Raw genomic sequence first — 21045 nt, 5'->3', positions numbered from 1 at the left:
TGTAGTTGTTGATCTATCAATCTACTTGTACACTAAAACGATACACGAAGCTTTCATGAGTTGAAACTAGAGTATTGAATTCTTGGGGCCGCTGATATAGTGCTGAACCTGTGTATGAATAGTGCTGTTGGGTATTAAACATAACCTCTCCTTTAGCGACGATCCAAAGGCTCGGAAACTCCTGATTCGGAATAGTTAGCAATTCCTCAGCTATGAGTTTAAAACTGGTGACTTTTAAAAAACAACCTTTTACTCGATAATCAGCTGTCCTTTCGTCCGTCATTTCAGGAACAAGGGGAAATGATATACCTTTACTTACGTCGACCTGCTTCAAAAACTCCACCGGCCAATGTGAACTTTGAGAGGTAGGGGTTATAGTGTTGCTTAATGGTGAAGAAAACTCAAAATAGAACCCATTAAGAACAGTAAAAGCACAACCAGATTCAATATAAACAACATCTCTCGGCTTTACTCTCTGTACTTTCATAAACAGCATTAAAAAAATATCAGATCTTAATTTCTCTCCAATAGCCAAACGATATTTAACGCTTTCTAAAAACCAATACAGATTGTCTTGAGTTGAAATTTCGCTATTTTCAAACCGAGACCTGTAAGCCTCGTAAACCCTTTTAATCAGATAGGTGGCAAAAGACTCGTCAATTTTTAAGATAAATGACAGCCCACCCTTTAATCCAAATTTTTTAAAAACATCTCGAATTTCTGAAAACATATCAGAGCAGCTTAACTTTTCGAGAATCGCTTTTTTAGATAAAAAACCGGATAGCAACACCACTTCTGAGACGGCTATAATAACGTTTTTTTGACCTGCAGCATCCAAGTTATTTTTTTCTTTCCCGCTACGTAATGTTCGTGTTTGGCTATTGCGGTCAACCTCTATATCGAGAGGCCCGGGATATAAACATACAGGCCGAGGTATATTTACATCAACAAGCTTTATTGAGAATGGTAGATTACACCCAAATGCCTCTACCCCAGGAACACCTAGACGAATCTCGGGGGCCGCTTTAAGCCAATCACAAAAATTAGAACTGTCAATCAATCTAACAGTATCAGAGGGAGTACCAGTGAACAGGTACTCTGAGCACTTAATATTGGAATGATTTTGGGAAGTCATTAGAGGTATATGATGAAGACCTCCCCAGCTTGCATGCTTCACCACTCCTTTAATTTCTAGCATTGTTATCTATTCTTGATGGTTCACAGTTCGTTCGAAACCAAGCAACTTCCTCTTGTTGCTTCGCAGTCAGCGAAACTAAGTGTTGGCTGTTTTGGCTTACTTTCTCGAGATTACTAACGCTTTCTTCTATCTCACTCAATATCGTACTAACTGCCGTAGATATTTGGCTGCAAGACACAGATTGCTCTTGAGCCGAAGTGAAAACAACGCAACTTTCATCCGCCAAACCACTCATATTAAGTTCAATTTGATTCATTGCAATCTTAGTTTCATCGATGAAAACTAGGTTTGTTGTCATTTGTTTCTCACACATTGACATGCTATCTACCGCCTCTTTTGTCGCACATTGCAAATTTTCTATCATTGTTTGAATCTGTTGAGTAGAGTCAGTGGTTCGATGGGCTAAGTTTCGTACTTCATCAGATACAACAGCAAAGCCTCGACCGTATTCACCAGCCCTAGCAGATTCGATGGCAGCATTTAAAGCGAGCAAATTGGTTTGATTCGCAATTTCATCTATAACACTGATAATTTTGTTTATTTCTTCTGATCTTTCAGCAACACGTGTGATGTTTTCGGTACTATCGGTGATCAACGTTCTAAGCGTGTTATTTCCTTCAACATTATTACCAACGACGTTGAAAGTTTCACCGACAATTCTTCTCACCTCTTCGGTATGGGCCGAAGACTGCTCTACAGACAAAGTTGTCTTACGCGTAATATTGTCCAACTCCTCTACTGCTGTCGAAATTTGAGCCATCATTGACTTTTGCTCGATACCACTCGTTGCCACGATATGGACAGCTTGTGAGTTCTCTTGGCTTTGAGATTTAATGTCTAAACTCGCGGTCTTGACGTTGTTTATTAACGATTCATTCGCTCGAATAACATCCTCAAGTCTTTCTGTTAAGATTTGAAACTCAGATGACCACCCTGTAGTTTTTACTGATTGGCTGTAGTTGCCATGAACCATTTCTTCTAAAATGCCAAGAACATATTGAATAGGACTAGTGATACGTTTAACTAAAAAATAAGCGACGAAACATACACCTAAACAGCACATAAATACGGCTATATTTTGTGTAATAACAATAGTATCTAATGTTGAAACGATGCGGTCACGTGTTAGTTCGCTGGTTTCTTTAACAGAGTTATTGAGTGCGTTGAGAACGCCTAAAACTCGTTTGGATAAGAGTTCGTAAGACTGTTTCTTGATATCCAAACTCTCAACTAATCTTATAATTTCAAGCTGTGTAGAAGATAAGCTCTGTTTGGAATACAGTATTTTTACAATTTTTTCATTAAATGGGGCAAAATCCCTCTCAGTCGCTAACAAGGGAATTTCACTAGCTAAGTACGATAAGTCATCATTGACCTCTTCTCCCAGCATCTCAATTTGTTTAGCTATACCCTCTGCTTTTTTATAACCATTCTCAAATAAAATTCGATTACTCAGTGCGATTAGTGTTGAGCGTTTTTCAATAACACTTTCAATATCTTGAATTAAGTAGTCGTCGTTTTGTACATACCTAACAGCCTTCTTCAGAAGAAAGTCTGAAGCTGATGTCAGGCTCTCAAGCTCATTCCTTTGGGCATAGATGTGATCTTGTTTTATAATCAACTGGCGATAGATTGACTCCATTTCCAATAGTAAATCACCTAATTCATGCAGAACTTCCTGATCCAAACCTTTTACATCGAGTAGTTGTAATTGGTTACTCGACCCACTTACTACGTTACGAAACTCTTTATATTCTCTGTCAGCTTTTACAGAAAGATCGTTAAATTGCTCTATTAGCTCACTACTCCCTAGTTGAGCGACTAACGTATCGAACTGAGTAAATCTTTGTCTTAGGTCAGAAGCAATATCAGCGATATGCTGTGACTCCTCAATAGCCTTAGTTATTTCTTGTTTAGAAAATGTAGCTTTTTGGTGGACAATCACGTTCGCAAGCCCAAAACCTATAAGGACAGCAACAAACGCTAATACTATTTGGGTAACAACTTTCATGAACACCTCGAACACCTTGGCGTTAGCTTGAGATAGCGAAATAAATGTCGCTAAAGTAAAGAAAGTGACAAAAAAAGTGAGAGCTATACAACTCTCACTTTTCAAGTTGATGGCGAGTTGTAGTTAGAACCAAACTTCCGCTTGAACACCAAAGTTTAGAGTGTCAGTTTGACCATCTCGCGTATAACCAGAATCTACTTTACTAGAAGCTTCATCATCCCATTGAGCATAAGTAACAAACGCACGAATTTGAGGACGAGCCCAGAAACCACTTTCTAGCATTAATGTTGGAGCTACTGTTACTTTATATAAACCGCCGTCAGCACCATCTACTTTATCTTCACTGACGTTCTCGTAACCGATTTCGTACTGCATCGCAAAATTTTTGGTAATTTGATTATGTGGACGCACACCTATTGCAAATACGTCACGATCGTAGCCTTTTGTTGCAGCGTTTGACCAGTCACTCCATGGAGCATAGTCACTATCCGTTTGATAGAATGCGAATGTTGACAGTTCCCAAGATTCACTCAGGTTCACCACACCATCAAAAACTACGCGTGATGATTTGGTATCTTCCGAGTTAGCAAAACCCCAACCGTTTTTCCCTAAAGAATCCCCTGCAGCTAACCCTTCACCATACTGAAGTGTCATACGAGAGAAACCATTTGCTAAATTGTAAAAGCCATCAAAGTTATATAACGCTGTAACACCTACACCATTAGTAGCAGCGCCTTTATGCCAAGAGTGCTCTTCCATCGTATGAGCAACCAACTGAACATCAAGTTGCGACCCTGCGATTTGCTTAAACCAAACATTAAGAGAGAAATCATCTGAGTAACCTTGAACAGTACCATCTACTGGCTCTTCACCATTTCGATCGCTTGGCAGAAATGCATATACGCCAATGTCCATCTTAGCGAAACCAAGATCAATCTTATCGATACCACCACCAGTACCATTGTATTGTATGTATTCCCAGTCAAACTGATGAGATGATGTGTTTGAAGAACTGTAACGCTTACCTGCCCAGAAAACGGATTCTGGCGCAAAATCAAAGCCGCCCATTTCCACAAAGCCTTCACGGAACTGGATATCATGCCCATCGCCATCCACACAATTCCAATCAGAAGTACAGTTCGTCTCATGCGTAAGGTTAACTCGCGCTTTTGCCCAAGTACCATCATCGGTAGTCATTTTCAAAGTTGGCAAAAGTTCGATTTTAGTATTCTGCTCATTACCTAAGCGCCATTTACCATAGTCTGTTAACAATCCTACAGAGTTGGCGCGAGTACCATCAGCGTTTGCCAATAGACCTGCTTTAATATAACCATGCATTTCAGCAGTGGTTTCAAGAGCTAAAGCAGGAACGGAACACACTGCAAGTCCTAACGCGATGCTTTTAGTAAGAGTATTTAATTTCATAATATTTTCTTCTTATCGTTACAGTAAGGTATGTATTGCCTTCTCAACCCATAAATCCCTTATGGATTAAGGATTTTTTGTCTCGGAGCCAATATATCAAAATTAAAAATGATAACGTTACGATTTAGATCACCATTTTATATTATCAGTCTCTATTTGATCTTAATTTGAGATCTTGATTACGTTATTTCAGTGATTTATTGGGAGTAATGACGCAAAACTAACAAGAAATGAACGCTAAACAGACAAGGTTCACAAAAAACTTATTCTTTGAAATAAAAATAACGTTTCGATATTCGCCAAATAAAAAAGCACCCTAATTAGGGTGCTTGAAGGGATTAACACTAAAAATACTAAAGGAAGGCTCTGTTTGATTTAATCAAATCAATTCGCTGTGCTACACAAGCTGCGGAAGTAAGAGGATCTTCAGGTGTATTTATAACATAATCGACAAGCTGATCGACCGTCGTTGTTAGCACGTGACAACGAGTATCAGACGAAGCGTAATAGATAAAGACATCACCATTTTCGCGAGCAATCAAGCCATTCGAGAAAACGACATTTGACACATCACCAACACGTTCTTCACCCTCAGGAGCTAGGAAGTAACCACTTGGTCGATGCGTCACTTTCAGAGGATCATTCAGACCAGTCATGAACGAGTAAAGTACATAGCGCAAACCAGCAGCCGTATTTCGTACACCGTGAGCTATGTGTAACCAACCTTTATCTGTTTTGATTGGGGCCGGACCTTGGCCATTTTTAGACTCTTTAATGGTGTGATAAGTTTTAGGATCAATAACGTGCTCTAAGTCGACAACTGCATGATCCATGCTGTCCGCAAAACCCATACCAATACCACCACCAGAGCCAGCTTCAATAAAGCTATCTTGAGGGCGAGTATAAAGCGCGTACTTACCATTAATAAACTCAGGGTGAAGTACAACGTTACGCTGCTGAGCTGAATTCGTTTTAAGATCTGCAAGGCGCTCCCATGTTTTTAGATCAGTAGTGCGAACGATACCACATTGTGCAACTGCCGCAGACTCGTCGCCATTTGGTGCATCTGGGTCTTTACGCTCGGTACAAAATAATCCGTAAATATAACCATCTTCATGCTTAACCAAACGCATATCGTAGACGTTTGTATCCGGATTCTCTGTTTCAGGAATGACACAAGGTTCATCCCAAAATTGGAAACCATCAACGCCATTATCAGATTCTGCAACAGCAAAAAATGATTTGCGATCATCACCTTCAACACGTGCAACCAAGTAGAACTTACCATCAAGCTCAATTGCCCCAGGATTAAGGACAGCATTAATGCCTAGACGCTCCATTAGGAACGGATTTGCTTCTGGATTCAGATCGTAGCGCCAAAATAGTGGGGCGTGGTCTGCAGTTAGTACAGGCTTTTCATAACGCAGAAAAATACCATTACCAGGCAGGACTGGTGCATTTTTATATTCAGTATTACCTCTGAACTCTTCGTTCAGAGCGGCAAGGCGAGATTCAAAATTAGACATATTAACTACCTAATAAAGAGCAAGCGCTAAACTCGCCTGCTCATTAAATTTAAGAGATGACTCGTAAAAGAAACGTGTTTTGTTCGAATTAAAACACTTCAGACTTAGTTTTTAGCTCTGCCATAATCTCATCGATTGTTGTATAAGCAACTGCTGAGTAAGTATCAGCAGCCCCGTAGTACACTGCAATACGACCAGTATCAGCATCAGCTAGTGCCGCACATGGGAATGCAACATTAGGAACAAAACCTGTTGTTTCATAGTCTTTCTCCGGCGTTAAGATGTAGTCTCGGGTGCGGTATAGCACTTTCCATGGCTCATCAATGTCAAGCAGAGTCGCACCAAAGCTGTATACATAACCATTACAAGTACCTGAAACTCCATGGTAAATCATTAACCACCCTTCAGATGTTTCAATTGGGATAGGACCAGCACCAATCTTGGTACCTTGCCACCAACCGTTACCGCCTTTACCCATTACATGACGATGCTTACCCCAGTACTCCATATCGTTAGAATGACTTAAGAAAATATCGCCAAATGGCGTGTGACCTGAATCTGAAGGACGGTTCAGCATTACGAACTGATCGTTGATTTTTCGTGGGAATAGAACACCATTACGGTTGAATGGTACACACGCGTTTTCTAGACGTGTAAATGTTTTGAAGTCTTTGGTCATGCCAGTGCCTAATGTGGCACCATGGTCATCGGTACACCACGTTACATAGTATGTATCTTCAATTTTTACAACGCGTGGATCGTAAGCGTAAGTTGGTTGTGCATCATTGCCGTCCTTATCTTTCCAAACGATTGGAGCGTGATCAAATTCCCAGTTAAGAGCATCACCTGAACGACCTACGTGAAGATGTGGACGACCATTTTTATAATCGCAACGGAATACACCAATGAAAGCACCTTCGAAAGGCACTACTGCAGAGTTATACACGCGCGCAGCCGCAGGGAAAGGATTCCAACCAATAATTGGGTTTTCGCTATGACGCCACATTACGCCTTCTTCACCTTCAGGACGGTTTTGCCAAGGCATATTAGGGATAGATTCACCAATAATTTTTACAGACATTTTGTACTCCGATATTTTATCTTTTCTTTGGTTATACTTTAATAACCAAAATATTATTCAGGTTTGATCATCATTAGAAATGATGTTCAAAATTATTTGTTAGGCTTCTAAAAGTGCTAAAATTTGAGAAGTCTTCTGTTCTACAAGCGCTGTATTTCCTTTCGACTCAACGTTAAGTCGAACGACTGGTTCGGTATTTGATGAACGCAGATTAAAGCGCCACATATCAAACTCCATGCTTATTCCATCTGTCAGATCGGTTACCAATGCAGTATCGACAAATGCATCCCACACACGCTTAACGGCGACTTGTGCGTCATCTACATGTCGGTTGACCTCGCCTGATATAGGGAAATTTTGCTGAGCACGAAGCACAAACTGAGATAGGCTCAAACCACTTGAGGAAATAAGTTCAGCAATAAGTAACCAAGGAAGCATTCCCGAATCACAATAAGCAAAATCACGGAAGTAGTGATGCGCACTCATTTCGCCACCATATACGGCATCTTCTTGTCGCATGCGTTCCTTGATAAAAGCGTGACCTGTTTTAGATTGGATAGCTTCCCCACCCGCTTGATTCACAATATCAACCGTGTTCCATGTCAAACGAGGGTCATGGATAATTTTTGCGCCTGGATCTTTATTTAGGAATGCTTGAGCAAGCAATCCAACAATGTAGTAACCCTCAATAAAATTTCCTTCTTCATCGAAAAAGAAACATCTGTCTACATCACCATCCCAAGCCACACCAAAGTCAGCATCATGTGCTTTCACTGCATCCGCAGTAGATTGGCGGTTTTCAGGAAGTAAAGGGTTAGGGATTCCGTTAGGAAATTCACCATCTGGATTATGGTGAACTTTAATGAATTCAAATGGTAAGAACGGCTCTAAACCGTCAACCATATGCCCAGCAGCACCATTACCTGCATTTACAACAATACGTAATGGACGTAAATGTTCACGGTTTAGATAACCTAATAGGTGCTCTGTATACTCTTTATAAATATCGTAACGTTGCGATTTTTGCTCATAAAAAACAACATCATCAGACGGAACGTAATCTTGTTTTGCAACTAATTCTTTAATCTCATTTAAGCCAGAATCGCCACTTATGGGTTTAGCTTGCTCTCGAACAAGCTTCATTCCGTTGTATTCTTTAGGATTATGGCTTGCCGTTACCATGATTCCACCATCTAACTCTAAGTGACTGGTAGCAAAATAAACTTCTTCAGTTCCAATAAGACCAAGATCTAAAACTTCTGCACCACCGTCAATTAAACCGCAACGAACACTTCGTGCTAATTCTTCACTACTTAAACGAATATCATAACCAACAGCAACACGCTCAGGTTTAATATGTTCTGCAAAGGCACGACCAATTCGATAAGCAATGTCTTCATTAAGCTCATCAGGAAGTCGTCCTCGGATGTCATAGGCTTTAAAAGCATCCACGTTAATTTTCATATTTCCCCCTAAAATCGTAACGTTTTCATTTTCTTTTTTTTGAAGTGGCTTTTCAAGAGATTGTTTAGGCAAAGTCTAATAAGTGTGATGGGTATTAGGTTTTAATTTGGAATTGAGATAAAAAAAGCCAAACAAAAAATGTTTGGCTTTTTTAAAATGGTAAGGTTACGGAAAGCGTATCAATTAGCAACGATCATACAATTTAGTTTTCTCAATATATTGCAGCTTAGACACATCCGTACCTTCTACTGACTTAACGATATATTCAGATAACTTTTTACCTATGCTATGCATGTCCTGTCGCAAGCCAGTAATTGGAGGTAAAAAGAAACTTGGCAAATCACAGGTTTCTACAGCTATGATATCGACATCCTTCCCAATCTGCTTACCAGCGTCTTGTATGCCAGCAATCATCCCACATGCACTGATCTCAGAACCACAAACGATACCATCAGGCGCGTTATCAGACTCCATCAGTGACTTAGCATATTCTCGATAATTCTCAACATCAGTATCGTAAACAATGTCTCGCTCTTTATCAAAGTCAGCGCCAAACTCCATCGAAGCGCGTTTTACACCATAATACTTATGCCACGCGTATGTATAGATCTGAGATGAACTCACCAAGTTAATGTTTTTTCGCCCTTTCTCATATAAATAAGAGGCAGCGCGGTAGCCTATATCATAATTGTCAATATCGACAAATGCATGATCTATAGACATCTCTGTTTGACCAAATGTTACGAAAGGTACATTCTGATCGTTCAGATATGTCACTCTTTCATCTTTGGTTTCCGTCAAATTGAAAATAATGCCACCTGCTAGGCTATTTTCAACTGCGTATTTTACTGGTTCTAATGGATCTTGCCCGGGTTCTAGCGGCAGCATTGTAAGATGAAAAGGTGTCCCCTCTAAACCAGCAGTCAGCCCACTAATTAGTGCAAGTGTGCCAACATCACCAACAATATCTCCAGGCTTAGTTACGGGTAAAATTGCGCAAATATTGTAGTTGATACCGGTTCTTAGCCCTACACCAGATAAGTTTGGCCGGTAACCCAACTTATCTGCAGCAGCCTTAACCTTATCTTTCGTCGGCTGTTTTACATCATCACCATCTTTCAAAGCTCGTGAGACTGTAGTGACAGATAAACCCGTATATTCTGCGATAGTTTTAAGTGTTGCTTTAGCCATGAGCCTACTATTTGTAATTTCCGTAACGTTGCAAAAAGTGTCGCATCTTATGACATATTGCTCAAGCTAAAATCCCATAATTACGATCTCTGTAAACAAAAAACAGGCACTAAGGCCTGTTTTACATTATAAAAGCTACTCTTAAACTCGTTCTTCCGTTGCAGCACAAAAGATTGAGATGTTCTGTAAATTCAAATGAAGTCCCAATTTGTCACCATTTTTAATATCTGAATTCGCATCAAGTTTTGCTCTTAATGGTTGAGCGCAAAGATCAAACTCCGCTAACGTCTCTGAACCTGTCATCTCAAATGCGTTAACGCCAAGTTCGATCTCATAGTGACTGTTTAGTGGGGATTGAGAAACATGCTCTGGGCGAATACCAAACAACACTTTTCTTCCTTCTGTAGGTTGATCTGTAAATTGGTAATCTGCTACTGGTAACCAAAGGTTGTCAATTAATACCCCCCACTTACCTTCTTGTTCCATCAAATAACCTTTTAGTAGGTTGATTTGCGGTGAACCTACAAACTTGGCAACAAATACGTTTGAAGGTTGGTTGTAAATCTCGTATGGCGTACCAATTTGCTGGGGTATACCCTTGTTAAGTAAAATAATCTTAGTGGCCAGTGTCATAGCCTCAATCTGATCATGCGTCACGTATACAATCGTTGAATCTAATTTGTCATGTAGTTTCTTTAACTCTAAGCGCATTTCGCCACGCAATTTTGCATCTAGATTCGATAATGGTTCATCAAACAAGAATACCTTCGGTTCTCGCATTAATGCTCGCCCAATAGCAACACGCTGACGTTGACCGCCAGATAACTGAGCAGGAGTACGATCGAGTAGATGGCCGATCTGAAGTAGGTCCGCAACGTCATGTACACGCTTTTCAATTTCGGCTTTTGGTTTCTTATTGATCTTCATACCAAACCCTATATTCTCTTCCACTGTCATATGTGGAAAGAGAGCATAAGATTGAAATACCATTGCGATATCGCGATCTTTTGGATCAGCAAGTGTTACATCTTTACCGCCGATCACAACCTCACCAGATGTCACATCTTCTAAACCAGCGATAAGACGTAACAACGTTGATTTACCGCAACCAGAGGGGCCCAATAAAACAGTGAAACCACCGGCTTCCATTTCTAGGTCAATGTCGTTTAGGATAACCGTCTTACCAAAAGATTTATTTAGTTTTTTTACTTCTACTGCATGCATGATGGCATCCTTAATTAATGAGTAACTACTAGCGCATTATTTTGCGATTGTTCAAGTATTTGATCAGTTTGTTCAAGTGGAGCAATACGCCTATAGACTTCTAAGCACGCTCGACCGTTGTGATAAGGGCATTTCCAAGGCTCAACTTTTGGTTCATCATGATATGGTTTTCCGAGGCGATTTACTTTCCAGTACCATTCACCATTTTCGTTATCGGTAAGCTGCTGTTGAATAATATCCCAACAGTCTTTTGCAGCTTGCATTAATGGCACATGTGAATGCTTCTGATATGCATTAAAAAAGCCGACCATAGCTTCTGCTTGTACCCACCAAATTCTGTCTGAATCAAGCAAAAACCCATCGCGCAATTCATTAAATACCGCACCATCGCGATCTAGACCTTCAACCAAAGTAATATTGGCCATTTGAGATGTCTGTTCGAAAATTTGATGAGCAAGGTCGCGGTCTTGTAATTGACCTGCTGCAGCATCCATTAACCAAGTACCTTCAATATCATGTCCGTAAGACACATCCTTTGAAACGCACTTCCAATCTCTTGTGAAAAACAACCCATAGTGCAATGACTTATCTACCACCTTATCTTTCATTAGTTCAGCTAAATGATGCAATTGTGCTTGAACTGAAGTACTTCCACATGCTTCATGTAACGTGGTGTATGCTTCCAAAATATGCAGATGTGTATTCATCGATTTCTCAGCAAGAACACCCTCAGCAGTGTCGCACACCAGGTGATTTTCAATCTGATTCCATTCACGATCAAAGGCTTCATTATAACCACCAAACTCTTCATCAAAGGCATGACTCTCAATTAACTCGAATAGGCAATTAGCGTGCGCCAGCGCACCTTCGTCACCACTTGCTAAGTAAAATTCACTAAACGCATAGATTGCAAAACCTTGATTGTAAACGTGCTTTTGAGGATCCGTAACGTTACCATTTTTATCCAACATCCAATACACGCCGCCGCATTCTTTATCGAGCGCATATTCTGTCATGAATTGATAACAATGGTTCGCAGCTGCTAGGTATTCCGGCTTGCCTAACACACGGTAAGCATTAGAAAACGTCCAAAGAATACGTGAATGCAATAAAACTGCTTTAGAGTGTTCTGTATCAACTTTTCCGTAAAAGTCGGCATAACAGTAAAAACCACCCACGGTATAATCTTGCAATCGCATCCAATAATCTAAAATGGACTCTGCTTCAGCTTTTAGTTCAGCTTTGAATTTATGGAGTTCAGACATATCTGGTTCTCTCTAACTGTGTATCACATTTGTAATGTGTTTAATTCTTCTTTGTTGTGCCATAACCAAGCAACGGCACACGTAAATATTGGTGTTAATCCAAAAATTAATGCCAATACAGGCATCGTCAGCGCTACTCCTAACAGGCATAGCAGTAAGACCATACAAATCATGACTAGTTTTTTTTCGGTGAAGAGTAATGACAGTCCATTTTTTAGGTCATCTTTTATCGACTCTGAGTGGTAAATACTCATCTGAATGATGCAGCAAAATAACCATACGCTCGCAATCACTAACGCTGGAGCAAAAGCCAAAGAAACGACACTCACAATGTTTGAGCCATTAACAATCGTCCAATGAAGATACCAACCTATAGAAAACAAAGGTAAGCACACAATTATTAATAGCTGATTTGCTCTAAAAAATACCGATTTATATTCTTCCCATACCTCAGAAGTTTGTACATTGTTGCCATTTAGGAGACGTCTCAACAATGTGCATACCACAACAGAAGCCGGAACAATTCCGAACAATCCCGCACCACATATCACCAACATAACCCAGATTAAATTTAACCAAGCAAGTCTGCTTATCCATTGGCAAGCTATGATGAGTGGAGAGGTACTAGTCATAATACTTTTAACCTTTAACTGCGCCGTTTGTTACACCAGCGTATATTTGCTTTTGGAGTGACAGGAAGATAACAATCGATGGAATCAAAATGATCACAATGCCTGCCGAAATCGTAGTCCATTCAGTACCAAACACTGAAGTAAACTTGTAAAGTGCTGTTGATACAGTTACTTGGGACGACTCTGGTAAGTACAACAATGGAAAGTAGAAATCATTGTAGATGAAAATAGTACGCAAAATAACGATGGTTGCGACCGCAGGCTTCAACAAAGGTAAAATGATTTTTCTATAGATTAAGAAGTACGACGCACCTTCCATTTTCGCTGCTTCATCAAGCTCTACAGGAATACCTTTCATAAACTGAAGGAAGACATAAATCATGACCACATCTGCACCAATGTATAGCAATACTACAGATGCCTTGTTGTTAATCAGGCCTAATGATTTAATCACCTCAAAGGTTGCAACCTGAGTCGTTACCGCAGGGATCACCATCGCAACCACATAAGCTAAGAGCACTAGCTTTTTGCCACGAAACTCAAACCGAGAAAGAACGTAGGCGACCTGAGTACCAAAGATAATGGTAAAGAAAAGTGAAATTAGTAGAATTGAACCTGTATTGAAGAAAGCTAACCCTAAATCACCATCAGAAAAAACCTTGATGTAGTTACTAAAGTTAGTAAAGCTTTCAGGAAGACCAACCTTACTTGTCGCATAATACTCATCGAGACTCTTAAATGACGTCATCAATACCGAGTAAGGTGGAACGAGTACCGCCAAAGATGCCAGGAATAAGGTCAAGTATTTAAATGTTGACCAAAACACCCATGACGGATTAGATAAATTTTTCTTTAATCGAGCTTTTTTCATCTGTTTTTCAGAACGTTCTACTCTTTCAAGTACCCGCTGATCTTCATGGCTTAATGCCACCTCTTGATTACTCATTTTAGTTTTCCTCTTTAAACAGCACTTTTTGTAGAATCATGAATAGAACCACTATCATGAGCAGCAGTACTGCCATTGCAGATGCAAGACCGAAGTCATTGAAGTTGAATGCTGTTTCTAACGTAGCCATAACGAATGTCTTAGTGCCATTCGCACCTTTAGTTATGATCATTGGGATTTCAAATACTGACAACGACCCGACGAAAGCAAGCAGAACCTGTAGACCAATCACTAGCTTGATTGAAGGTAGCGTAATAAACCTAAACTGCTGCCATTCAGATGCACCTTCAATACGTGCAGCTTCATACTGGTCTTGTGGAATAGATTGGAGTACACCAAAGAAAAGAATTAGGTTGAATCCTAGATAGCGCCAAATAGATGCTGCAACAAGAGACCAATTCACGACCTCACGATCCATTAACCATGGTTTGATCCAATCTTCTAAACCAATAGCAATTAAGAAACTGTCTAGAGCACCATCAACTTGATAAAAAATTTGAAATACCATTGAAGCAGCGACAGCATTCAATACAAATGGAATAAATAGAAGTGTTTTAAATACGTTACGACCAGCTAATTTTGAGTTAACTAAAACGGCAAACCAAAGAGAAAGTGTGAGCTGGATAACTGCACCAGCAAAATAATACAAAGTCACAAGTAGAGGGTGTAACTGGTCAGGCTCTTCCCAAAGATAAGTGTAGTTTTCTAAGCCAATAAAGTTTTTGACAGGTGCATAACCATCCCAATCAGTAACACTCATATAGAATAATTGGCTCGCAGGATAATAGGAAAAAGTGAACAATAAAGTTAGTGGTATCGCTAGAAATGCAAAAATAATCAATCTTTGCTGTTGTCTTAACGTAAGGTCAAACATAAGTACTCCGTAAGTGCCATTGTGACGAAATTGAATTCAGAGCACGCAAGCTATTCTCGTTATCTGACAGGAATCTTAACGTTACGATTTTAGTGTGACAATCAATATCCGATGTTTGGAGAGGTTATTGTGAAGCCGATCAACATCGAAAAATATAGCTCTAGGCATAACGTGATATGAATCAAAATATCATCTAAATTAAAATAAAAACTACGCTCAATCAAATTTAATAATAACGTTACGATATCAAATAAAGCAGTAAGTATATCTAGTAAGAAAACAATGCACTGTCGACATTGGAACTCTTGCTTTCCCAGTAAAAGTCAAAGATGAAACGCCCCTTTCGTTTGTTCCTTAGTCATATGACACAAATTGGTTAAATCGTTCGATTCGTTTATAATGAACAAAAAAGGAGATTATTATGCAATCACTTACTGCTAATACAGCTAAAACCAAATTTGGTGACTTATTAATGAAGGTTCAACGTGAACCTATACAAATAAATAAAAATGGTTCACCCGTTGCGGTGATGATGTCTTGTGAGGAATACGAACAACTTGAGGCATTGAAATTGATGGTGATAAAATCACGCTTCGAACAAGCTGAAGCTGATGCTCTATCAGATAACCTAGTCGGCGGTAATGATTTCATGAACGCACTTGACCAAGGTAAATTTGATAAATGAAGCAATATAAGCTGTCTTCTGCAGCGCAATCGGATCTCATTGAGATTCGTCGCTATACTTTAGAGCGATGGGGGCAAACACAATGGACAACTTACTTCTCAGAGCTAAAGCAATCTATGGAATTACTGGCTAACAACCAGCTACTCGGCATAGCTTTTTTTGAGCTAGGCCAAAACTATTTCCGGTTTCCTTTAAAGCATCATGTGATTTATTACATCCAAAAGCGAGATCACATTGTTATTGCTGCTGTGCTTGGTAAGCACATGTCTCCGGCCAAGCACTTTTCATAATTATCTTAACTCTTAAAATAATCTCGGTGCTGATTGAAAGTATAAAAGGCCATTTACAAAACGTCCCTGAGATTTTTACGTTCTTCAATTTCTTCCTGCTCTGGAATTGTGCCGGGCAACGTGATTTTTTTAGGGGTTTTCTTAATGCATGGTGTTGATCTAGCTGACTTAGACGTTTTGGATTTCAAACTGAATACGTGTGGGTTAATCGTGAGGCCTTGTCTCACTTCAACGCTGAACTCTTGATTCTCATTTTCGGGTAAATAGTTACTCTTAAGATACTTAATAGACAAAGACTCTCTGCTTTTCTTTAGCGTAAACAAACACTTTGTTAAGCGCATTATCGACGTTAAGCCAGCACCTGATGCCATAGTAATTTCTTGGTTACCACGGATCTCATCTTTATTCACATGATGAACAAGCAACAAACTGGCACCCGATTCACTGGCAAGGCTCTGAAAAACATTCTTAATTAAGCGATCATGTTTCACCTCTTCACAACGGCCTATTGATTCCGTCACCGTATCAACTATCACTAAATTAAACTCAGAGAAAGTTTGTTTGAGCTGTTCTAAATACTGTTTTTGTTCTGCCTGTTCTTGTAACGAGCTACCGGGTGGTATCACTATCGGTTCAATGTCTGTCAGAAAGTGTAAATTATTTTTTAACTCTGACTTAATGCTTGTTGTACAGTTAGCTAACTTTTCTTTCATCCTAGATTGAATGACACCCGCGCTATCTTCTGAACTTATTACCAAGGTTTTTGCTGGTTTTTCTATTGCACTCATCCCTAATAATGACATTGAAGAAGCGTGCTCCATTGCAATACACAACGCTAGGTGAGACTTACCTACGTTAGGCGCAGCAATCAACATGCCTACATGCCCTTTGAGCAAACCTTTTAAACTAAAACTCAGGTTTTGACTCGCTGTCGAAGACATCAGACTATCAAGAGATTGAGTTATCATGATTCTCCCTCCCCAATGTAGAAAATCTGTATACCGTTGCCTACATCTCGAAATTGAAGACTGAAGTCTTTTTCGATTTGGACAGCATTGGCCAACAAATCTTTTCTGAGATCACTGCGGAAACTATGACTTACTTTCGAAGCAATTGATTGAATATAGCTATCGAGTGCCCACTCAAATTTCTTGTTGTGTAAAAATTCAGCTTTATGCGTAGTGATGTATTTCAAGAATGAACGAACTGATGGTTTACTGTAGTTCGTCATCTTATGTTGCTCTAGTCGATAGTAGTACCCATGATCCCGTATTGCTTGCAGTAAACGCATATCTGGAACTAAAAATACATGGTTAGTTAAATTCTTACTGTTTCTACGAGTTGTTTTGAATTTACTCCGATCACAATAAAAACGGTAGTCTTGAACAAACTCCAACGGTTTTTTTCCCACAACATTTTTATCTTCATCGAGCTCATTTATCACCAAGTGTGCTGTAGCTAACTGAGTAATACGACGTTCTATTTGGTCATAATTTGCACGAGTCGTCGCCATACCCATACGGGTTGCCAGTTCGTACATACTCATTGATAGAACTGTTGCATCTCGATCAATAAATGAATCAAAACCATCTTGTTGAGTGTCTGATATATCACCATCACTTATCGTTTTATATACCTGAGACCAAGTTAAACGGGCACCAGCATCATAAGATGTATCGTCTAATTGAATAGTTTGAGCATACGCGAGCATTGTTTCTAGAATATCTCGATGTGGTTGAAGTAGATAATCAACATGTAAATCGACTCTGAAGTTCTTTCCGTAGCTATTAATGTTCACACTTTCTAGTGGATAGTTAGGATCTGTACCACCGCTTTGTGCAATCTCAATGAGTTTGGATTGCATCGTTGAAGTTAAACGTGAAGCTGGATGAAAGATGGTGGCTCTCGAAAACAAAATGGATGAGATGAACCGATTCTTACGATCTTCTTCATTAATAACTGTCAAACTAGAATTGGATGTCAAAGCCATGATCATTACCTAATATGTCGATAGTGTTATCCTAACAGAGAGCTATCATTAACTCACTAACTTCGGTAAATATCTATATCAGATCGGTAAATGTCTATAAATAGTTAGTTGGAAAGGCCATATTCATCGGTAAATGTTCACTAGCTTCAGTAAATGTTTAGTTCTGTGATATAGATCTTTTCTTCATTTCAAATGTTAGTATGAACTTCATTTTAGATCAGATAAACGATTGTTATTAATGGTTGATCTGTGAACTTGGTCAATTTTGATCTTTTTACCATTTAGATCGGTGAATGTTTATATATACAAGGCTAATGTCGGTAAATGTTGATATGGTGGATCGTTAGATATTAGTATTAGATCGGTAAATATCTATATGACATCGGCCAATATCAATACATATTCGGTAAATGTCGATATTTAAGATGCATCTCTAAGAAACTAGAACCTTAAGGATCTAGTTTTAAAAAATACCAACTTCACTGAGGTTCAGCCGGTGACTTAAGGAGCAACACCAAATCTCTAGAGAGCTTTGGTGTTGCTCCTTAAGTAGATATAAAACATATCAATACTTTATCACTGATCTATCTGTTTTTTTAAGATGCAATATTATTAGATGTATATAAATCTGATTGAAGGCATAAATCTGTGTTAGTTGTTATCTAGGTATGATGGACAATCGATAGTTGATAACCCTTCTGGTTATCAACTATCGATTGTATGTATTATGATGGTCTTTGTATTGAATGGTTTAGTTTAAACTAGATTGTTGGTATTTGTTGGGTGATACAGTGGATGTTCCCTCCCCCAAGTAGAATTTCACGAGCTTCAACTCCGATAACGTTATAATCAGGGAAAGCGTGTTCCAGTATAGTTTTTGCTTTATGGTCTTTTTGTTTATCAAGCAATGGGAAGATAATTTGTCCATTACTGATGAGAAAATTGGCATAGGATGCTGCCAATCGTTCTCCAGCTTTACGTTCCATCCCGTTACTTGGATTTATACCGGCTGCTTCTTCTTTGTTCATAAATAAAGGTCCTGGCATAGGCAGCTTGTGTACCTTGATAGATCGCCCTTTTGCATCGCATTGACTACATAAAATATCAATGGCTTCACGACTGATCTGATACTGCGGGTCACTTGGATCTTCACACCAAGTTAGAACAACTTCTCCAGGTTTTACGACGTGCATGATATTATCAACATGTCCGTTAGTTTCATCGTTGTATAAACCGAGAGGAAGCCATACCACTTTCTCAATACCTAGATAATCAATCAGGTATTGCTCTAGTTGTTCTTTGGATAAGTCGGGGTTTCGACTAGGGTGAAGTAAGCACTCTTCAGTCGTGTATAAGGTCCCTTCACCATCGGTATGTATGGAACCTCCTTCAAGCACAAACGGTGCCTGATAGCCGTTATCTTGGGTTATGTTCAGCATTTTCCCTGCGACCGCGTTATCGAGATCCCATGGGAAATACAAGCCATCAACTAATCCTCCCCAAGCGTTAAATTGCCAACTTATGCCACGTCGCTGGCCTTCATCATTGATGATATAGGTTGCGCCAATATCACGCATCCAACAGTCGTTATACGACATTTCAATAACGCGAATATGCGCGGGAAGTTGAGTGCGAGCATTATCAAATTGCTCATGATTCACCAACATGACGACTGGAGTATTTTGCGCAATAGTCGTTGCGACATCAATGAAAGCCTTCTGCGCAAGTTTGCCACTGTAGCGCCAATTATCACTACGAATTGGCCAAGCCATCCATACTTCACTTTGTGGCTCGTGTTCCCCTGGCATACGAAACTTATGGTCTTTTGGTAGTGCTGAAATCATCGTATTCATGCGATTTCCTCTGCGGTCTTGATATTATTGCGTTTGTTGGCATGCATGAGCAGGATTTCTCCGACAACAATAGTAATGAGAACACCAGTAAGAATTGGTAGAGAATAGGTCCATTCAATATTGCTAAAAATAATGTCAGGGAAGATAAATAGTACAACAGCCTGAAAAACAATCAAAAAACAGACTGTTGTAATGACTTTTTGTACCACCAAGTTACCCGGCACTCTAAATGGACGTGTTCGATCTGCATCGGTAGTTCGAAGCTTAAGGTAAGCTGGAAACATAAACAGGTATGGCATCAAGAAAACACAACTAGAGAAAGCAAACATTGACCAAAATAGTTCATCATTTGTGTTAGCAAAGAAGGCGTAGATAATGATAACGGAGGTAGAAACGAGACCTGTTATTAGATTGGCTCCGACGGGTGTACCGTGTTTATCAGACGTTTTTGCGGCTATTTGAGGTAGTTCTCCTTCTTTACCCGCTTCTGCGGCAGCTCGGCTAGAACCCATCGTCCAGCTAACCATATTACCGATAAAAGTGATAAGCGTGACAACACCCAATGCGTAAATAATGAATTGTCCCAGAGGACCTTCACCAAACAGAACTTTAAGTGTATCGACAATACCTGCTACTAATCCAATCTCATCGACAGGAAGAGCCATTAAGATGCCTATAGTGCCCGCGATGTAGAGAAAAGAAGTAATAGCGATGGCAAGGAACACGACTTTTGGCATTTGCTTTACGTCTTTCATCTGCTTAGTCATTGTGGCGACTAGCTCAAACCCCATCAGGTTGAAAACTAAAGCAGGTAGAAAAGTGACGCCTGTATCGAAAGATGGCAGTATCGCTTGAAAGCTGAATTCATTCGCTACGCCATTATTAGCAGCATAAATAAAACCACCTACCCCAAGTACAGAGATGATGATGACTTTCAAAATCGCGCAGAAGTTGGTGATCATCACACCAATGTCGGTAGATATATTACATATCCAGACAGTACCCCAAGTAAGAGCAATACAAATCAAGATTTGAGCGGATAAAGGAAGGTCAGGAGCGAACAGTTCGGCAAACATTCCGGCAAAGAGAATATAAACAGCAGGCATCCATAGCCCTACGTTGATCCAATAGAACCATGTCGTTCGGATTGCCCAGTTTGAACCAAATGCTTTTTTGACCCAATCGTAGATACCGCCCTCACCTGGGTAAGCAGAGCTCAACTCTGATGTGATCAGACCGTATGGCAGTACAAAAACAACGAGAATTAATAGCCACCAACCAATAGAACTAACACCAATAGACGCAGATGCAGTTAAAGTATCCACGACTAATACAGCACAAAGGCTAAATAATGCGAGAGGAGTGATCCCCATTTTTTTATCTTCCATGA

Annotated in this window: 18 protein-coding genes; 2 read left to right on the top strand and 16 right to left on the bottom strand. The window is 39.7% G+C overall.

From position 1 onward, the window contains the following. Positions 1–16 precede the first annotated feature (16 nt). From AB4263_RS10030 to AB4263_RS09975, 12 genes are all read right to left on the bottom strand, one after another. Positions 17–1198, bottom strand: coding sequence for a hypothetical protein (locus AB4263_RS10030; protein ID WP_372042956.1), 1182 nt, complete (start codon positions 1196–1198; stop codon positions 17–19). Continuing rightward, positions 1185–3209 carry a methyl-accepting chemotaxis protein gene (locus AB4263_RS10025; protein ID WP_372036941.1) on the bottom strand — a complete coding sequence of 675 codons (2025 nt, stop codon included), beginning with the start codon at positions 3207–3209 and terminating at the stop codon, positions 1185–1187. The genes AB4263_RS10030 and AB4263_RS10025 overlap by 14 nt, the downstream gene beginning before the upstream one ends. Before the next feature lie 123 nt (positions 3210–3332). Beyond that, positions 3333–4634 carry a carbohydrate porin gene (locus AB4263_RS10020; RefSeq protein ID WP_050612989.1) on the bottom strand — a complete coding sequence of 434 codons (1302 nt, stop codon included), beginning with the start codon at positions 4632–4634 and terminating at the stop codon, positions 3333–3335. Positions 4635–4987: 353 nt separating this feature from the next. Next, positions 4988–6160 (bottom strand): glycosidase, encoded by a 1173-nt coding sequence (locus tag AB4263_RS10015; RefSeq protein ID WP_050612990.1) that lies wholly within the window; start codon positions 6158–6160, stop codon positions 4988–4990. A gap of 88 nt (positions 6161–6248) precedes the next feature. Next, complete coding sequence (locus AB4263_RS10010) at positions 6249–7241, bottom strand: glycoside hydrolase family 130 protein (protein WP_102370483.1); 993 nt, start codon at positions 7239–7241, stop codon at positions 6249–6251. 99 nt (positions 7242–7340) lie between these two features. Then, the gene (locus AB4263_RS10005; protein ID WP_372043109.1) at positions 7341–8705 is read right to left on the bottom strand and encodes a phosphomannomutase; all 1365 of its coding nucleotides are present in this window, start codon (positions 8703–8705) and stop codon (positions 7341–7343) included. A 183-nt stretch (positions 8706–8888) separates the two neighbouring features. Next, the gene (locus AB4263_RS10000) at positions 8889–9896 is read right to left on the bottom strand and encodes a LacI family DNA-binding transcriptional regulator (protein WP_102370485.1); all 1008 of its coding nucleotides are present in this window, start codon (positions 9894–9896) and stop codon (positions 8889–8891) included. A 141-nt stretch (positions 9897–10037) separates the two neighbouring features. Next, positions 10038–11120, bottom strand: a complete 1083-nt coding sequence (locus tag AB4263_RS09995; protein ID WP_102370486.1) for an ABC transporter ATP-binding protein — start codon at positions 11118–11120, stop codon at positions 10038–10040. A 14-nt stretch (positions 11121–11134) separates the two neighbouring features. Next, positions 11135–12385, bottom strand: a complete 1251-nt coding sequence (locus AB4263_RS09990) for an AGE family epimerase/isomerase (RefSeq protein ID WP_372036939.1) — start codon at positions 12383–12385, stop codon at positions 11135–11137. A gap of 23 nt (positions 12386–12408) precedes the next feature. Then, positions 12409–13017, bottom strand: a complete 609-nt coding sequence (locus AB4263_RS09985) for a DUF624 domain-containing protein (RefSeq protein ID WP_102370488.1) — start codon at positions 13015–13017, stop codon at positions 12409–12411. Positions 13018–13024: 7 nt separating this feature from the next. Then, a complete protein-coding gene (locus AB4263_RS09980; protein ID WP_102370489.1) occupies positions 13025–13963 on the bottom strand; it encodes a carbohydrate ABC transporter permease in 939 nt (312 codons plus the stop codon). A gap of 1 nt (position 13964) precedes the next feature. Next, the gene (locus AB4263_RS09975; protein ID WP_050612998.1) at positions 13965–14837 is read right to left on the bottom strand and encodes a carbohydrate ABC transporter permease; all 873 of its coding nucleotides are present in this window, start codon (positions 14835–14837) and stop codon (positions 13965–13967) included. Positions 14838–15258: 421 nt separating this feature from the next. On the opposite strand from AB4263_RS09975, the gene AB4263_RS09970 reads away from it, so the two are divergent. Together AB4263_RS09970 and AB4263_RS09965 are read left to right on the top strand one after the other, a co-directional pair. After that, the gene (locus AB4263_RS09970) at positions 15259–15522 is read left to right on the top strand and encodes a type II toxin-antitoxin system Phd/YefM family antitoxin (protein ID WP_050612999.1); all 264 of its coding nucleotides are present in this window, start codon (positions 15259–15261) and stop codon (positions 15520–15522) included. Next, complete coding sequence (locus AB4263_RS09965) at positions 15519–15812, top strand: type II toxin-antitoxin system RelE/ParE family toxin (RefSeq protein ID WP_372036937.1); 294 nt, start codon at positions 15519–15521, stop codon at positions 15810–15812. Before AB4263_RS09970 ends, AB4263_RS09965 begins: the two co-directional genes overlap by 4 nt. A gap of 53 nt (positions 15813–15865) precedes the next feature. Here the strand turns inward: AB4263_RS09965 and AB4263_RS09960 are convergent, their stop codons facing one another. The 4 genes from AB4263_RS09960 to AB4263_RS09945 form a co-directional block, all read right to left on the bottom strand. After that, positions 15866–16780 carry an AAA family ATPase gene (locus AB4263_RS09960; protein ID WP_102370491.1) on the bottom strand — a complete coding sequence of 305 codons (915 nt, stop codon included), beginning with the start codon at positions 16778–16780 and terminating at the stop codon, positions 15866–15868. Next, positions 16777–17802 (bottom strand): hypothetical protein, encoded by a 1026-nt coding sequence (locus tag AB4263_RS09955; RefSeq protein ID WP_046209586.1) that lies wholly within the window; start codon positions 17800–17802, stop codon positions 16777–16779. Before AB4263_RS09955 ends, AB4263_RS09960 begins: the two co-directional genes overlap by 4 nt. A gap of 761 nt (positions 17803–18563) precedes the next feature. Further along, positions 18564–19655 carry an agmatine deiminase gene (gene aguA, locus AB4263_RS09950; protein WP_372043083.1) on the bottom strand — a complete coding sequence of 364 codons (1092 nt, stop codon included), beginning with the start codon at positions 19653–19655 and terminating at the stop codon, positions 18564–18566. After that, entirely contained in the window at positions 19652–21043 is a 1392-nt protein-coding gene (locus AB4263_RS09945) for an APC family permease (RefSeq protein ID WP_372043082.1), read from the bottom strand. The genes aguA and AB4263_RS09945 overlap by 4 nt, the downstream gene beginning before the upstream one ends. Positions 21044–21045: the final 2 nt, after the last annotated feature.

Source organism: Vibrio sp. 10N.261.55.C5, assembly GCF_041470505.1.
GTDB classification, from domain to species: domain Bacteria; phylum Pseudomonadota; class Gammaproteobacteria; order Enterobacterales; family Vibrionaceae; genus Vibrio; species Vibrio crassostreae_C.
The sequence above is the reverse complement of the archived record's forward strand: the minus strand, read 5'-3'. Positions and strand labels throughout refer to the sequence as shown.

Coding starts and splice junctions, on each gene's coding strand:
- AB4263_RS10030 (WP_372042956.1), bottom strand. CDS start 1,198: ATGCTAGAAATTAAAGGAGTGGTGAAGCATGCAAGCTGGGGAGGTCTT.
- AB4263_RS10025 (WP_372036941.1), bottom strand. CDS start 3,209: ATGAAAGTTGTTACCCAAATAGTATTAGCGTTTGTTGCTGTCCTTATA.
- AB4263_RS10020 (WP_050612989.1), bottom strand. CDS start 4,634: ATGAAATTAAATACTCTTACTAAAAGCATCGCGTTAGGACTTGCAGTG.
- AB4263_RS10015 (WP_050612990.1), bottom strand. CDS start 6,160: ATGTCTAATTTTGAATCTCGCCTTGCCGCTCTGAACGAAGAGTTCAGA.
- AB4263_RS10010 (WP_102370483.1), bottom strand. CDS start 7,241: ATGTCTGTAAAAATTATTGGTGAATCTATCCCTAATATGCCTTGGCAA.
- AB4263_RS10005 (WP_372043109.1), bottom strand. CDS start 8,705: ATGAAAATTAACGTGGATGCTTTTAAAGCCTATGACATCCGAGGACGA.
- AB4263_RS10000 (WP_102370485.1), bottom strand. CDS start 9,896: ATGGCTAAAGCAACACTTAAAACTATCGCAGAATATACGGGTTTATCT.
- AB4263_RS09995 (WP_102370486.1), bottom strand. CDS start 11,120: ATGCATGCAGTAGAAGTAAAAAAACTAAATAAATCTTTTGGTAAGACG.
- AB4263_RS09990 (WP_372036939.1), bottom strand. CDS start 12,385: ATGTCTGAACTCCATAAATTCAAAGCTGAACTAAAAGCTGAAGCAGAG.
- AB4263_RS09985 (WP_102370488.1), bottom strand. CDS start 13,017: ATGACTAGTACCTCTCCACTCATCATAGCTTGCCAATGGATAAGCAGA.
- AB4263_RS09980 (WP_102370489.1), bottom strand. CDS start 13,963: ATGAGTAATCAAGAGGTGGCATTAAGCCATGAAGATCAGCGGGTACTT.
- AB4263_RS09975 (WP_050612998.1), bottom strand. CDS start 14,837: ATGTTTGACCTTACGTTAAGACAACAGCAAAGATTGATTATTTTTGCA.
- AB4263_RS09970 (WP_050612999.1), top strand. CDS start 15,259: ATGCAATCACTTACTGCTAATACAGCTAAAACCAAATTTGGTGACTTA.
- AB4263_RS09965 (WP_372036937.1), top strand. CDS start 15,519: ATGAAGCAATATAAGCTGTCTTCTGCAGCGCAATCGGATCTCATTGAG.
- AB4263_RS09960 (WP_102370491.1), bottom strand. CDS start 16,780: ATGATAACTCAATCTCTTGATAGTCTGATGTCTTCGACAGCGAGTCAA.
- AB4263_RS09955 (WP_046209586.1), bottom strand. CDS start 17,802: ATGGCTTTGACATCCAATTCTAGTTTGACAGTTATTAATGAAGAAGAT.
- aguA (WP_372043083.1), bottom strand. CDS start 19,655: ATGAATACGATGATTTCAGCACTACCAAAAGACCATAAGTTTCGTATG.
- AB4263_RS09945 (WP_372043082.1), bottom strand. CDS start 21,043: ATGGAAGATAAAAAAATGGGGATCACTCCTCTCGCATTATTTAGCCTT.